General features: G+C 71.1%; 11 protein-coding genes and 1 pseudogene. 4 read left to right on the top strand and 8 right to left on the bottom strand.

Features of this window, described 5'->3' with window-relative positions; all coding sequences use genetic code 11:
* Positions 1-403 precede the first annotated feature (403 nt).
* A complete protein-coding gene (locus tag RV986_RS11465) occupies positions 404-2755 on the top strand; it encodes a SpoIIE family protein phosphatase (protein ID WP_475917288.1) in 2352 nt (783 codons plus the stop codon).
* Positions 2756-2908: 153 nt separating this feature from the next.
* Here RV986_RS11465 and mhpA read toward each other — a convergent pair whose 3' ends face one another.
* The 7 genes from mhpA to RV986_RS11430 all read right to left on the bottom strand — a co-directional run bounded on the left by mhpA (position 2909) and on the right by RV986_RS11430 (position 11606).
* The gene (gene mhpA, locus RV986_RS11460; RefSeq protein WP_475917287.1) at positions 2909-4582 is read right to left on the bottom strand and encodes a bifunctional 3-(3-hydroxy-phenyl)propionate/3-hydroxycinnamic acid hydroxylase MhpA; all 1674 of its coding nucleotides are present in this window, start codon (positions 4580-4582) and stop codon (positions 2909-2911) included.
* A complete protein-coding gene (locus RV986_RS11455; protein ID WP_475917286.1) occupies positions 4579-5727 on the bottom strand; it encodes a VOC family protein in 1149 nt (382 codons plus the stop codon). Before RV986_RS11455 ends, mhpA begins: the two co-directional genes overlap by 4 nt.
* Positions 5728-5881: 154 nt before the next feature.
* Positions 5882-7648, bottom strand: a complete 1767-nt coding sequence (locus RV986_RS11450) for an FAD-dependent monooxygenase (RefSeq protein ID WP_475917285.1) — start codon at positions 7646-7648, stop codon at positions 5882-5884.
* A 575-nt stretch (positions 7649-8223) separates the two neighbouring features.
* Positions 8224-8460 (bottom strand): DoxX family protein, encoded by a 237-nt coding sequence (locus RV986_RS11445; protein WP_475917284.1) that lies wholly within the window; start codon positions 8458-8460, stop codon positions 8224-8226.
* A 178-nt stretch (positions 8461-8638) separates the two neighbouring features.
* Positions 8639-10423, bottom strand: coding sequence for an acyl-CoA synthetase (locus tag RV986_RS11440; protein WP_475917283.1), 1785 nt, complete (start codon positions 10421-10423; stop codon positions 8639-8641).
* Positions 10402-10560: a hypothetical protein gene (locus RV986_RS11435; RefSeq protein WP_475917282.1), complete on the bottom strand. Its 159-nt coding sequence runs from the start codon at positions 10558-10560 to the stop codon at positions 10402-10404. The genes RV986_RS11440 and RV986_RS11435 overlap by 22 nt, the downstream gene beginning before the upstream one ends.
* 92 nt (positions 10561-10652) lie before the next feature.
* A complete protein-coding gene (locus RV986_RS11430) occupies positions 10653-11606 on the bottom strand; it encodes a fumarylacetoacetate hydrolase family protein (RefSeq protein ID WP_475917281.1) in 954 nt (317 codons plus the stop codon).
* 158 nt (positions 11607-11764) lie between these two features.
* Between RV986_RS11430 and RV986_RS11425 the strand changes: the two genes are divergently transcribed.
* The 3 genes and pseudogenes from RV986_RS11425 (at position 11765) to RV986_RS11415 (ending at position 13707) form a co-directional block, all read left to right on the top strand.
* Positions 11765-12424: a TetR/AcrR family transcriptional regulator gene (locus RV986_RS11425; protein WP_475917280.1), complete on the top strand. Its 660-nt coding sequence runs from the start codon at positions 11765-11767 to the stop codon at positions 12422-12424.
* 11 nt (positions 12425-12435) lie between these two features.
* A pseudogene (locus tag RV986_RS11420) lies at positions 12436-12878 on the top strand (acetoacetate--CoA ligase); the annotation flags it as partial.
* 121 nt (positions 12879-12999) lie between these two features.
* Positions 13000-13707 (top strand): hypothetical protein, encoded by a 708-nt coding sequence (locus RV986_RS11415; RefSeq protein ID WP_475917279.1) that lies wholly within the window; start codon positions 13000-13002, stop codon positions 13705-13707.
* A gap of 261 nt (positions 13708-13968) precedes the next feature.
* Here RV986_RS11415 and RV986_RS11410 read toward each other — a convergent pair whose 3' ends face one another.
* A complete protein-coding gene (locus RV986_RS11410; protein ID WP_475917278.1) occupies positions 13969-14190 on the bottom strand; it encodes a hypothetical protein in 222 nt (73 codons plus the stop codon).
* Positions 14191-14358: the final 168 nt, after the last annotated feature.

Here is a 14358-nt window from a genome sequence, read left to right as displayed (position 1 = left end):
CGTCCTGGACGCTGCTGGTGGCCGCGTGGGCGATGCCGGCGGAAAAGCGGCGGCTTCCCTGGCGGGTGGTGAGGTACGGGGCGGTGGAGTTCCCGTCGCCGGCGAAGGCGGTGAGCCCCGCGGCGGATGTGCGTGCAAGGACTCGCTGGAACCATCCAGTGATGGGACTGAACGTTCGTTTGACAGACCCCGGGCGCGAGCTGATCGAGAGCGGCCGGCTTTGTCGGCCTCGTGCGACCAGCGGGCTGGTGGCATGACCGGGGCCTGCTGCTCGCCGGACGACGGTACGCCGCCGATGTCGAGACCGGCACGACCCCGCTGCCCTGGCCGCCCCGCGCGCCCTTCCGGCATCGGAGGCACGCGGTGGCAGCTAGGAGGAGGCTGGGAGTGGAGGTGATGGCTTGTGACGCGCGAGGCCTCCCTGATGGTTGTCAATGGCGGCGGGACAGTGGTGCAGTGGAGCCGCGAGGCGGAGGAGCTGCTGGGGCGCACCGCAGCCGAGGTGGTGGGGCAGCCGGTCGACCGTGTGGTCGGCCGAACGGGGGCAGCCTCTACCCGCCGCGGGGTCCCGCAGCTGCGGGGGAATAGCGCAAGCGTGGACCTACGGGTACGGCCGCTGCTACGCGCTGATGGTTCGGTGGACTGGGCGGTGTTTCAGGGGCGGGCGGACGCGTCCGTCCCGTCGGCAGTCGGTGCGGCCATGCTGGGGGCGCTCTCTGCTCAATTGCCCATGGGCTTGCATGTCCTGGACCAGGAATTGCGCATTGTGCGGGCCACCGCCACCCCACCGATCCTGGGCGACGAGTCTCCCGAACAGCTCGTGGGCCGTCACCTCACCGACGTGTACAACCTGTCGGAGCCGGCCGGGAATGAGGCCATGCTCCGCACCGTGCTGGAAAGTGGCGCTCCCGCCCGCGAGCGCCTGGTGCGCGTGCGCCCCAGGCATGCCCCGGGGCCTGAATACGTGTTCTCGGTTTCGGCATTCCGGCTGGATGATCCGGACGGGCACGTCCTGGGAGTGCTGGCGGTGATTCTCGACGTCACTGCCCGTGAGAAGGCTCGCCGTCGCGTCGGTGTCCTCCGGACAGTGCGCGACCGGGTCGGCCACAGCCTGGACCTGGTGACCACCTGCCAGGAGCTGGTGGACTGCCTCGTGCCACGTTTCGCCGATCTGGCGGTGGTGGAGATGGTGGACTCCGTGGCGCGCGGGGAGGAACCCCCGCTGGCTCCCCTGGGGCGGGATGTGCCCCTCCGCTGTGTCGCTGCCCGCGGCGGCGGTGGCGATCGCCAGGCACAGGCGCATTCGGTCGGAGACCTGCGCAGCATGACGTATCCGACGCCTTATGCGCAGGCCTTGACCGATCTCGAGCCGCGCCTCGTCCTTCTGGATGCCGATGCGCCGTGGTTCGCAGCCGACCCCGCGCGTGCGCAGGCGATCCGCGAATCCGGTGCCCGGGTACTCCTCGCCGCGCCCCTGGTGCTGCGCGGGACAGTCCTCGGACTGCTGAGTCTGTACCGCACCAACGAGGCCGACCCGTACACCGCGGACGATGTCCAGCTCACCCTCGATCTGGCTTCTCATACTGCTTTGAGTATCGACGTCGCGCGGCGCTACACCCGCGAACACACCATCGCCCTGACCCTCCAGCGCCGCTTGCTGCCGTCACGCCCCTCCTCACAGACCGCAGTCGAAACCGCCTGTCTCGTGGCGCTTGGCGACCAGGGCGGAGGTGGCTGGTACGACACCTTCGATCTGCCCGGCGCCCGCACCGCGCTCGTAGTCGGTGATGTCACCGGGCAAGGCCTCCACGTCGCCACGACCATGGGGCAGCTACGGACGGTCTTGCACTCACTGGCCGCGCTCGACCTGGAGCCCGACGAACTGCTCGCACGACTCAACGACGCCGCACTGTTTCTCGCACAGGAACGTGCCGCTCGCCCACCCGGCGACCCTTTGCGCCGCGAAGAGCTCACCGCCCATTGCGTGTATGCGGTCTACGACCCCTTGGCCCGCGCTTGCACCATCGCCCGCGCCGGCCAGCCCCCGCCCGTGATCGCTCACCTCGACGGCTCGACCGAACGGCTCGACTCCAGCGGCGGACCCACGCTGGGCAGCGCTGCGGGGCCGCCCTTCGCCACCACCGGCGTCACCCTCTCCGAAGGCGACGTCCTCGCTCTCTGTACCCCTGCCATCCTTCCGGCGTCCGCCTCCGCACGTACACCGAACGCTCTCCTCCAGGCGCTTGAGGCACCTGACCGGCCGCTGCAGGACCTGTGCGACGAGGTTCTCTATCGCCTACAGGGCAACGCCGGCCCCGGCGACGCCATCCTCCTGCTCGCCCGCACCCGAACCTTCCCCGCCGATCACGTCGCCACCTGGCCTCTGGACCAGGACCCCACAGCGGCAGCCACAGCGCGCACCCACGCTCACAGGCGGCTCACCGACTGGGGCGTGGACGAGGAGGTGGCTTATGAGACCGAACTGATCGTCAGCGAGCTGGTCACCAACGCCGTCCGTTACGGCAGCGCACCGCTGAACCTGCGCCTGATCAAGGACCGCGCCCTCACCTGCGAGGTCCACGACACCGGCCTCGCCACACCGCGCCTGCGCCATGCGCGGACCATCGATGAAGGCGGACGCGGCCTGTTCATCGTCGCCCAGCTGGCCCAGAACTGGGGCACGCGGTACACGCCCGATGGCAAGACGGTCTGGGCGGAACAGGCGCTCCCCTCGGCGACGCCACACCCCGGGTGAGACAGTCCTGCCGTCGACCTCCGGAACACGCCCGGGCGAGCGGCGGGACTTCACCGCGTAGCGAGGGCTCGATGCCGATCTGGGCGGCGACGTAGGCGACCGGGCTCCCGGGGGTGGTCCGGGTGCTCCTCCGCGATGCGGACTCAGCCGCCGTCACGGTGGTTCCGTGGCCACGGTTGTGGCGCCCCCGGCTGCCCGGCCGCGGCTGCAAAGCATGGGTGCCCAGGCTGTTACGGCGGCCGCGAGGTCGTCTCCGCACGTCCTGCCGGGGCGAGGCCGGGCCGCGGTGGCGAGGACGACCCGGTCGGGACGGAGCAGAACGGCACCCGCGGTGCCCATCCAGTGGACCAGTGCGCTTGTGCCCGGATCGACACCAAGGTCGGGGCTGCCTGTGCCGGGCTCCGGTCGCCGGGTGTTTTGCAACTGGATGACGCGGGCGTCCAGCGCTCGTACCAGCGCGTACAGGGCCGGGCTGAGCGGCGCGGTGGCCAGGAGCGCGAAGTCTTCGCCGAGCAGGTCGTCCAGCGGGCGTGGGGTGCCGTCGGTGCCGGGGACCAGGGGCTGGGGGCACAGGGTCCCGGGGCGCGGGTGGCCGAGGCGGCGGCGGGAGCTGACCAGAGGGCCCGGCCTCAGCGGTGGGCTGACAACGGACAGCACGCGACCGGAGGCGCCCGGCAGGCGGGCGATGGCGGGCAGGAAGGCATTGCGGGCCAGTGCGGTGCCCGTTCCGCCCCCGGTCATGAGAGCGCCGACGCCCACGGCGGTGCGGATCAGCTGGCGTGCGTGGCGGTGGCGTTCGGCTTGGTAGCTGTTCAGCAGGGCCTCGTTCGCGCGGCCGGTGAGGACGCGGGCGAGCTTCCAGGCGAGGTTCTGGGCGTCGCGCATACCCGCGCCCATCCCTTGCCCGATGAAGGGCGGTGTGAGGTGGGCGGCGTCGCCGAGCAGGAAGACGCGGCCCTTGCGCCAGAGGTCGGCGACCTGAGCTCGGAAGGTGTACGAGGCGGTGCGCAGGACGTGCAGTTCGTCCTCGGAGATGCCCGGCGTCCAGGGGGCGATCAGCGCGAGCAGACGCTTGCGGTCGGCGAGCTCCTCCGGCTGCTCGCCCGCGCGCAGGCGGAACTCCCAGCGGTAGCGGTCCTCGCTGACGCGCATGTAGGTGGCCGCACGCTGTGGGTCGCATACCTGGTGGACGCCGTCCCAGGCGGGCAGCGGCCGGCGGCAGCGGATGTCGACGACCAGCCACTGCTGGGCGGTGGCGAGGTCCTGCATCCGGGAGCCGATGGAGGCGCGGACCAGGCTGTTGGCGCCGTCGCATCCCAGGACCGAGTCGGCCAGGAGCGTGTGGGAGACACCGGTGTCCTCGTCCCGGAAGGACACCTCCACCGGAGCGCCGCTGTGCGGGGGCGGAGTCACGGCGGTGACCTCGATGCCTCCGCGCAGCGTCACCAGGGGGTGGTTTGCGAGGTTGTCCCGAAGTAGCTGCTCAAGTTCGGGCTGGTCGAACATGTTGGCCTGGGGAAAGCCGTGCCGGCCGCACGGGTTGTCGCGCAGGAACTCGGCCAGCACCCGATGGGAGCCGTCCAGCAGCCGCATACCGCGGGCGGGGCGGCTGATTTCGCTGAACGTCTCATGGATGCCCACGGCCTGGAGGATGCGGTGCACCTCGTCGTCCAGGTGGACGGCGCGCGGCAGCGGATACGGGGCGCGGTGGCGCTCCAGGACCAGGGCGGGCACGCCGCGGCGGGCGAGGAGGGTGGCGGAGATCAGCCCGGTGGGCCCGGCACCGATCACCGCGACGGGCACGTGCTCGGGGGCGGTGGCGGTCACCTGCTCAGGGCTTTCATCAGGCCCAGCAGACGGGCGCAGTCGATTTCGTTGTCCTCGCGCAGCGCGGAGATCGCCTGGAGGAGCATGCCTGGCGAGGGGGCGGTGCCGAGGAAGTCCCGGGTGGCCGGCGGGCCCCACTGGGCCAGGCCGGAGGCGGACATGGCGTCCCAGCCGGGTTCCAGCGTGTTGTCGAAGAGGTCGCCGTCGGCGTAGTGCTCCAGCATGAAGCGGTCCGGGTCGCGCCAGTAGTCGAAGATCTGGCTGCCCTGGATGTGCCTGCCGATGCCCCAGGAGTGGCGGTAGCCGCGCTCGCGCAGGTACTCGCCGCCGGCCGCCAGCGTGTCCAGGTCGGCGACCTGATAGGCGGAGTGGACGTAGCCGGTGTCGGGGCCCAGGTGCATGGCCAGGGTGTGGTGGTCGGCGGGCTCGCTGCCGCGGTCGCAGCGGATGAAGGCCATGGTGGGGCCGCGGTCGCGCTGCCCATCCAGGTAGAGGAAGTCGCTGACGATCAGACCGAGGTGCTGCAGGTACCAGTCCAGGGCGCGCCGGAAGACCCGGGTGGACAACACGACGTGGCCCAGGCGCTGCACCTGGGAAGGTGCGCGGGGTGGGCGCTGGGTGGCGTTGACCCGGGCGGCTGCGGTAGTGGTGCCGGTGTTGAGGACCAGGGGCTGTTGCAGCGGCTGTGCGGGCTCCTCGGTGACGCCGTGGACGACGCGGACCGGGATGCCGGACGGGTCGAGCAGGTCCACCGCGCGGCCGCCGTACTCGGTGAGGGTCCGGACCTTGTGGCCGGTGGCGCGGGCCAGGCGGTCGAGGTCGGCGGCGTCGGCGGCCTGGAAGGCGGGGCCGATGAACCGGGAGGCGGGGCCGCGGCGGATCACCAGACAGTGGGTGCCGGCCATGGCGCCGCGGAGATAGAGGGTGTCGTCGGTACGGGCGGCGGTGGTCAGGCCGAAGTCGTGGGCGAAGGTCTCGGCGCGGTCCAGGTCGGGCTTGGTGAACTCCAGCCAGGCCAGATCGACCACCTTGATGACGGGCTGAGTCGCGCGGCCGGGGTGTTCCCCGCGCAGGGCGCCCTGTTCGCTGTGCAGGCCCTGGTGGGCGTCGGACGTGGGGACGGGGGTGGGTGTGGGGTCGTTCATGGCGGATTCCCTTCCGGTGGCTTCCGCAACAGGTGGCGGTGGTGGGGCGGGTGGCCGCGGTGCCCTGGAGGCGAGTGGGGTGGGGGTGGGGGAGCCCGGCCCGCCGACTGTGGCACGGGTCGGCGGGCCGGGCGTAGCGGCAGATGGCGGGTTCCTACCGGGCGAGCAGGGCGTCCAGCGCGGTGGTGAGTTCGGCGACCGGGTCGGAGGCCGGACCCTGGACGCGCCAGCCGATGAAGCGGTCCGGACGCACCAGGACGGCGCCTTGCGGGGTGTGCCCGCGTGCGGCGGTCCAGGTGGAGCGCAGGTCGCGGTAGTCGCCGTCGAGGTGGCCGACGCGGATCGCGTCCAGCGGCAGCCCGCTCTGGGCGGCGACCTTTTCGGCGGCTTCGCACCAGGCCTGGCCGTCCTCTCCGGCGATCAGCAGGAAGCGGCCGGGGCGGACCAGGCGGGTCAGGGCCACGCGGTTTCCGTCGAGGTCCTCCAGCCAGGCGTGGGGCAGCGGGTGTCCGGGGCGGGCGGCGGGCTTGTAGATGCGGATGGGGTCGGGGTTCTCGGGTGCGGGAGTGCCGTCGGGGACGACGGCGGCGGAGTCGTAGGTGTAGCCGAACTCGACGGCCAGTTCGTTGAACTCCGCGGACTGGGCGGCCACGGTGGCCAGGAAGGTGCGGCGGAAGTCGGTGTCGGCGGGGTCCTCGCTCCACAGGCGGCGGGCCTGCCGCCAGTTCTCCTCCTTGTCGGCCTGGGGCCCTCCGCCGAAGAGGGCGTTGATGGCGATGTGGTTCATGGCGTTTTCCAGCGAGCGCTGGACGTTGGTGGCGTCCGACGGGAGCCGCTCGGGCTCGTAGGTGTCCAGCAGGGCGTCGCCGGCATGGCCGTTCAGGACGGCGGCGATCTTCCAGGTGAGGTTCTGGACGTCGTGCATGGCGGAGGTCAGGCCGAGGCCGCCGGTGGGCGGGTGGCGGTGGGCGGCATCGCCGGCGATCAGGATGCGGCCGGCGCGGTAGCGGTCGGCGACCACTCCCTCCAGGGACCAGCGGGAGATCATGTGGACCGTCAGCTGGTCCTCGGTCAGCCCCAGCGCCGTGCGCAGGTCGGACAGTACGGATTCGTCGTCCAGCGCGCGGCCGTCCTCGGACCCGTAGTTGATGTGGAAGACCCACTCCTCGGACTCGGGGCCCCAGTGGTCGGGGCCCATGGGCACGAGGACGCCGGGGATGCCGAGGTCGGGCAGCCACAGCCAGCGGATCAGCACGTCGGGGTCGGTCGCCACCTGGGACAGGTCGGCGGAGATGTGGAAGGAGACCACGCGGGCGAGGTTGCGCACGCCCTCCTGGACGATGCCCACGGCGGGTCCGACGGTGCGGCCGCCGTCGCAGCCCAGCAGGTAACGGGCCTGCACCCGGTAGGTTTCGCCGGTGTCGAGGTCGGTGACGGTGGCGGTGACGCCCTCGTCGTCCTGGGCGAGTTCGGTCACCTCATGGTGGAACAGGACCCGGCCGGGCGCGAGTTCCTCGGCGCCGGCGCGCAGGACCGGCTCCAGGCGGATCTGGGGCAGGTTGGCCTGCCGCTCGGGGCTGGCCGCGAGCCACTCGGGGGAGTCGCCGCCAGCCCCCCATGCCTCCATCTTGGCGACGCGGCGGCCGTAGTCCTCGCCCTCGCCGGTCAGGCCGACGTACCAGGCGCTGTGGGACATCTGCTCGGCCGGGGTGGAGGCGGCGTAGATGGTGTCGGCCACGCCGGCGTCGCGCATGACCTCCATCGCGCGCTGGTTCAGGACGTGGGCCTTGGGCAGGATCGAGGTCTGCGGCCAGGCGGTGACCAGCAGGGACTCGACGCCAACGCGACTGAGCAGCATCGAGGCGGTCAGCCCCGCACCGCCGCCGCCGACGATGAGGACAGGGATTTCGATGTCGTACATGGGTACTCCGTGGGGTGTCGCGGCTCGGGGCCGGGGGGGGCAGGGGACGGCTCAGGCCGGGCGGGCGAACAGCGCGCGGGCGTTGTCCCGGTCGATGGCGTGGTGGCCGGCGGGGTCGAGGCCAGGTGGCGGTCGTACTCGCCGGTGAAGTGAGCGACGGGGAGTTCGGGTGCGAAGGGCCGGTCGGTTCGGTCGGTTCCGAAGAGCACCCGGTCGGGGTGGGCGAAGGCCGGCAGGCTGGGCAGCGCGCAGCGGCTGCCGGACGGAGCGGTGTCGAACCGGACGCCGCGCAGGTCCTCGAGGATCGCCTAGTCGCCTAGTCGCCTCGAACCTCGGCCGGCTGGTCTCGGCGCCCAGGGCGGTGATGATGCGGTGGGCGGCGTACGTGAGGAAACCGCCCTTCTTCGCGGCGGCCGGGAGCATGGACGCTGTGCTACTTCGGCCACCGCGTGGAGGCGCGAGGCGGCAGGTGCTGGCGGACGTCGATGCGGCTCATGGTGATGCTCCTTGGGTCCCAGGCGGCGGCTGCGCGGTCACGGCGACAGGTCGGCGTCGGCCACGGGGTGTGCGGTCGGCTAGCCGCCGACCAGAAGGACGAGATGGGCTGCGGCCAGGGCGCCCACGACGGCGGCCGGCAGGCAGCGGGCGGCCGGGTCGCCGCTGCGCAGGTGTACGACCACGGCTCCGGCCATGAGCAGGATCAGGCCCGCTGAGGCGGCGGCACCGAGCGCGGTGATCCGCAGGCCGGCCACCAGCCCGGACGCTGCCGCCACCTCCAGAGCGCCCAGCAGACGGTAATGGGTGGTGGTCATGCCGACGTGGGCTGCGGCCTGGCGCATCGCGGGACTGCCGCGAGCTTGGCCGCCCCCAACAGGAGGAAGATCCCGGCGAGGACGACGGCCAGGACGATGGTGGTGGTACTCATGGAGGTTCTCTCTGTGGGGACGGGATGGCTCGCTGCAATCCGGAAGCGGGTCGCCGCGGCCCAGGTCAGGTGGCGGGCTGAGGCGAGTACTGCCAGTTGAGGACGTACCGGTCGAGGGCTGCGGTGACCCGGCGCCGTACCGCCTCGTCGGCAGGGGCGGGCAGCACGACGCGGACACCGCCGTCGTGCGGTCGGCACACGATCCGTTCCGGGTCGCAGTCCGCGCCTTGGGCGGCCAGTTCGGCGTGGACCGCGCGGCGGGCGGCATCCAGGCGCAGGCCGAGCTTGTAGGGCTTGCCGACCGCGGTCAGCGGGACGGCGTCGATCACGAGCACCTCCCGCGGGGCGGCGGCACGCTCGGGGACCCGTTCGGCGGCCCAGGCGAGCAACTCGGCAGGGTCCATGCGGGCGCCGGGAGTGAGGGTGACGTAGGCGACGGGCACCTCGCCGGCGTGCGGGTCGGGGCGGCCGACCGCCGCGGCGGCGGTGACCTCGGGGTGGGAGAGGAGGGCGTCCTCGATCCCGGCGGGGTCGATGTTGTGGCCCCCGCGGATGATCAGGTCCTTGGCGCGGCCGGTGAGACAGATGAAGCCGTCGGCGTCGATGCGGGCCAGGTCGCCCGTCTCCAGCCAGCCGTCGCGGATCTTCCCGGCGGTCTCCAGGCGTGGCCCGTGGGCGGTGTGCTCGGTGACGTAGCCGGCGAAGACCACGGGGCCGCTGATGGCGAGCACCCCGGTGGCGCCCGGCGGCAGGTCGTGCCACTCGCCGGTGTCCGGGTCGATCCGCACGGTCTTGACCTGCTGGTAGGGCAGGCGCCGACCGATGGTGCCGGGCCGGGTGTGACCGGGCAGGCCGAGGGCGGAGGCGCAGGTCGCCTCGGTCAGCCCGTAGCCCTCGCACAGCGGGATGCCGGTGTGCTCCTCGAAGGACTGCCGTACGGCGGGCGGCAGCGGGGAGGCGCCGACGGCGGCGAACCGCATGCTGGAGATGTCCGCGTCGACGGGGACGCGGGCGAGGGCGGAGTACACGGTGGGTACGCCGGACATGGCGGCGATGCGGTAGTGCTCCACCAGCTTCCAGAACACCCCGAACAGTTCGGGCTCGCGGTAGCCCAGCGGTCCGGCCCACACCACCCGCTGGCCGCGCAGCAGCGGGCCGAGCAGGGTGACGATCAGGGCGTTGACGTGGAACAACGGCAGCGCGGCGAACATCACCGAGTCCGTGTCCAGTGGGATGCTCGCGGCCACCATCCAGGCATCGACGACCTCGTTGGCGTTCGTGTGCGCGGCGAGCTTTGGGGTGCCGGTGGTGCCGCCGGTGTGGAAGTAGGCAGCCAGGTCACCGGCGGCCGGGGGCTCGATGTCCACCAGCCGGTCGGCGGGATGGGACGCGGCCAGCTCCGCGAGGTACCCCACGCGTACGCCCTCGACCGGTTCCAGGACCGGGGCGGGGCCGTCGGCCGCGGTGGGGGCCAGGGCCAACAGCGCGTCCAGGCGCAGAGCGGAGGCGACCTCCCGGGCCGTGGCCCACACCTGCGGGTCCAGCTGCGGCCCGGCAGCGATGAGCACCCTCGCACCGCCGCGCCGCAGCAGCTGCTCGACGTGCTCGGCTGCCAGGCCCGGATTCACCGGGGCGGCGATGCCCGCGGCCTGCGCGGCCAGCAGGGCGGCGGGCAGCTCGGCGGTGTTCGGCGCGAGCAGGCCCACGGCGGCGCGGCGGGTGACGCCGAGAGAGCGCAGCAAGTTGGCGGTGCGATGCACCTGGTCGCGCAGCTGCGCGAAGGTCGCGGTGGCGGGGCTCAGGAAGCGCGCGGCATCGGGCAGCACCGTCAGGGCCGGGCGGTCGGGCACAGGCGGGCGGCGCGCAGCAGGGTGGCGTAGGCGGTGGCGGGCAGGCCGCGCTCGCGCAGCGGGACGGCCTCGATGGCGGGCAGGGCCGCGGGGCTGTCGTAGGGGGGCCACAGCAGGTCGGTGGGTGTGAGTGTCACCGGTGCGCCTTTGCAGGGTGAGGGATGGGGTGAGTGGCTGGCCCGGCACGGGGAGCCGGGCCGGCCGGTCCCGGGCGGGGGTCCCGGGAGTCTCAGTGGGCGCGCACCACTGTGCGCTGCTCGCCGAGGTCGAGGACGCCGTCGTCGGTTGCGATGCAGGCCGTGACGACGTCGCCGTCCTTGAGGTAGTCGGGGTTCTGCTGCTGGCGGGCGAAGAACTTCTGCCAGCGCTTGTGCGGGGGCAGCAGGGCGGCAAGCGTGGCAAGGAGCTTGCCCGGGGACTTGAGGGCGGTGCCGCCGGGGGTTCCGGTGAGCAGGACGTCACCGGCCTTCAGGGTCTGGAAGCGGGCCAGCAGGCTGAGGGCGCGCGCGGGCCGGACGATCATGTCCGTGGCGGTGTGGTCCTGCCGGGTGGCCCCGTTGACCTTCAACGTGAGCCGCAGGTCGGCCAGGCGGGCGAGGTCGTCGGCGTCGACCAGGAGCAGGCGGGGGCCGAGCGGGGTGAAGGTGGGGTAGGACTTGGACTCGTAGAACTGGGTCTTGGGCAGCTGCAGGTCGCGGGCGCTGACGTCGTCGGCAACGACCAGTGCGGCGACATATTTCTGCAGGGTGGAGTCGGTGACCTCGGTGCCGACGGGCAGGTCCGCGCCCATTACGAGGCCGATTTCGACCTCGTAGTCCAGGAACCGCACGTGCTGTGGACGCACGATGTCCTGGTAGGGGCCGCTGACGGACCCGGAGGCCTTGCGGAAGAACGCGGGCGGGACGGTGTCCGGGTCGAACCCGGAGTCCACTGCGTGGGAGCGGTAGTTGACCATCTGCGCCACCACCCGGCAGGGGGTGGTGACGGGCGACAGCAGCTCCCCTTCTCCAGCGGAAAGCCCGGCGTCGGGGTCGGCCGCGGCGCGGGCGGCCGCCTCCTGTACGGCGGAGCGGTCGGCGAGCAGGCCGGCGGTGGTGTCCGCATCAGTGGCGATGCGGTGCAGCCTCCCTGTGCCGCTCTCCACCCACCACCCGTCTGCGGTGCGGACGACCTGGATACTCATCGGCTCTCCCGAGTTCTGGACATCGTCGACCGAACTGCTCTCGCAAGCAGCCTCCGGTCACTAGTGATGGAAGCATCAGTCCAGATGGTTATCTCGTCAAGGGTTATTTCAATCACTGATGAAGCAGTCATCGTTGATCCAATGGGTAAAGTGTGGGGATGACTACCGACGGACAGGGCATGGCCAACAGCCGTGGGCCCAACCGCCTGGATCGGCGCAAGGCACGCACCCGGGCCGCGCTGGTCGCCGCCGCGCAGAGGCTTCTCGCCGAGCAGGGGCGGGCCGACGTGAGCATCCAGGAGATCACCGAGGCGGCGGACGTCGGCTTCGGCTCCTTCTACAACCACTTCACCAGCAAGGACGAGCTGTTCGACGCCGCCGTCGCTCTCTCCTTGGAGGAACATGGCGCTCTTCTGGACTCCGTCGTAGGAGACCTGAAGGACCCGGCCGAGGTCTTCTCCGCCAGCGTCCGCCTGACTGGCCGACTGCAGCGCACCCACCCGCAGATGGCCAGGATCCTCGTGCGCACCGGCATGCCGTACCTGACCTCCGAGAGCGGCTTGGCCCCGCAGGCGATGCGGGACCTGCAGGCCGCCGCCGACAACGGACGGCTGGACATCGACGACCCGCACACCGCCGTGGCCATGGCCGGTGGCGCCCTGCTCGGAGTACTGCACCTCCTGGAGACCCGCCCCGACCTCGATGCCGAGCGCGTCACCGATCAGCTGGCCGCCCGCCTACTGTGCATGTTCGGCCTGGCGCGCACCGAAGCACAGGAGATCGCCACGCGGCCCCTGCCCGCCCTGCCCGCGACCTGACCTGGGCGTTCGCGCCGGCCGCCTATGACGCCGAGGCCTCCCGGTCGTCGACCAGGTCGTCACCCGGCCCATGCCGTCGATGCTGCTGTACTTCTGGAACGACCCCGACAGCATGCGCTACCGCGACGCCTGCTTCAGCACCTGTCCCGGCGTCTGGCGGCACGGCGACTGGATCACCCTCACCTCCCACGGCTCATTGATCGTCCACGGCCGTTCCGACTCCACCCTGAACCGCAACGGCGTCCGCCTGGGCAGCGCCGACATTCAAGGTGTCGTCGAACGCCCACCGGAGATCACCGAGGCCCTCGTCATCGGCGTGGAAGAGCCTGACGGCGGCTACTGGATGCCCCTCTTCGTGGTCCTCGCCGACGGCGCCACCCTGGACGACACCCTCCGTGACAAGAGCCGCCACGCCATACGCACCGGTACCTCACCGTGCCACGTCCCCGACGAGAAAGGGCCACGCGCAGTGACCGAACAGCACTCCACTCGCGCCGACCGGCGGCATGACGGAGCTGCCGTTCCCCTGGTGGGCGGCGTTAGCGTGTTCACCCTGAGGCTGGCAGACTGAATTTGTGTTTCCGGTGATGGCCGCTGCTGGTCAGAATGCGTCATCGTCGCTTTCCGGCGCCGCCGTTGTGTCGGTCTGCGCATTGCTCTTCACCGTTGCCTCTTTTTGGTGGCTCAATGCCAGACAAGGGCGCCTGAAGGCTTGGGAGCCTCACTCCTTTGCAGCGATTTTCAACTACTCTCTGGTTCGCCTGCGGCTTCCGCTCGTCCTTCACAACACCGGCGCCAAGCCGATAGTTGTGCAGGATCTCAGGCTCACCTTCCCTGATGAGCCCGCCTCTCATCTACCACTCTTGTGGATGTCTTCGCCGTCTCGTCTCCAACCCGGGCCGGACGAGGAACTGAAGTTGCCGGCCGGATTCGTTGTGGCCGGCAGAGAAGCTCAACAACTTTTCACCGAGTTCGAGGCGCCGTTTCCTGGGCTCCTTCCGGAGGCTCGTGACTACAAGGTCCAAATTCAAGTGAGGGTTGGCCACCGCAAGGGGTGGCGCCCGCTTCTGACGTTCACGTTGAGAACCACCAACATCATTGATCCCGACCGGTACGCCGTCTACAACAACGCACCTCTTGAACTGACGAAGGAGGATCAGCAAAAGGCAGACGCTGCGCTCCTGCAGCTCTTGGACAAGCAGGAGAAGGACGCTTCCGCTCAGGGTGGGACCAAGCAGCGAGACTCTTCGAGCGACGATGGCAATGCCGGTACCGACCTGTAGGCCGGGAAGATGGTCCCGAGCTCAGCCGGGGCGAACGTGTCGGCAGCCCGCCTGCTGAGGTCGGAGCCCGGGCGGCGGGGGTGAAACGCACGACGGGTTTCCTCTCGAAGATCACGGACGGTTTGTGATCTTCGTAGCGGGCGTACATCCCGTCCGTCTGGCACTCTGCCGTCGGCTCACCCGTGCGGCTGGTAAGTCACACCGCCGCCAACGACCTCGCGCGGCTGCGAGGCCACATTGTCTTCGGGTGTGTCGCGGTGCTCAGCCGGCCTGGCACGGGCGCCGGGTTCCGGTGGCGCATGCCGTGCACCCGCAGTCCGGCAATGGCCGTGCCGCCAGGGCGAGCACGAAACGCTGCCCTCGCGTGGGGTGGCCGGAGGGATTCGGGGGCTTCGCGGCCACCTCGGCGACGAACTTGAGCTTGAGGTCCCCGATCTCGGCGACGTGCGGCTCGGTGTTGAGCGTGAACGGTTTCCTGGCCACGAGTGCAGCGTGAACGGCATCGTGGAGTTCATCGCGGAGATGGCGCCGATCTTCAAGCTCGGCAACCTCTTCGCCTTCCGCAAGCTGACGGATATGTACATCGCCGACTCGACAACCGGGACGTGAACTCGCCGGCAGTGCTCATTGGGATAGAGGTCGAGCTGGCCA

The sequence above is a fragment of the Streptomyces sp. RLA012 genome (assembly GCF_056270325.1).
Note: the sequence above shows the minus strand (reverse complement) of the source record. Positions and strands in the feature narration are given on the sequence as shown.

Excerpts from the sequence above, each read along its gene's own strand:
- RV986_RS11455 (WP_475917286.1), bottom strand. The coding sequence starts at position 5,727 with ATGAACGACCCCACACCCACCCCCGTCCCCACGTCCGACGCCCACCAG.
- RV986_RS11450 (WP_475917285.1), bottom strand. The coding sequence starts at position 7,648 with ATGTACGACATCGAAATCCCTGTCCTCATCGTCGGCGGCGGCGGTGCG.
- RV986_RS11445 (WP_475917284.1), bottom strand. The coding sequence starts at position 8,460 with ATGACCACCACCCATTACCGTCTGCTGGGCGCTCTGGAGGTGGCGGCA.
- RV986_RS11430 (WP_475917281.1), bottom strand. The coding sequence starts at position 11,606 with ATGAGTATCCAGGTCGTCCGCACCGCAGACGGGTGGTGGGTGGAGAGC.
- RV986_RS11425 (WP_475917280.1), top strand. The coding sequence starts at position 11,765 with ATGACTACCGACGGACAGGGCATGGCCAACAGCCGTGGGCCCAACCGC.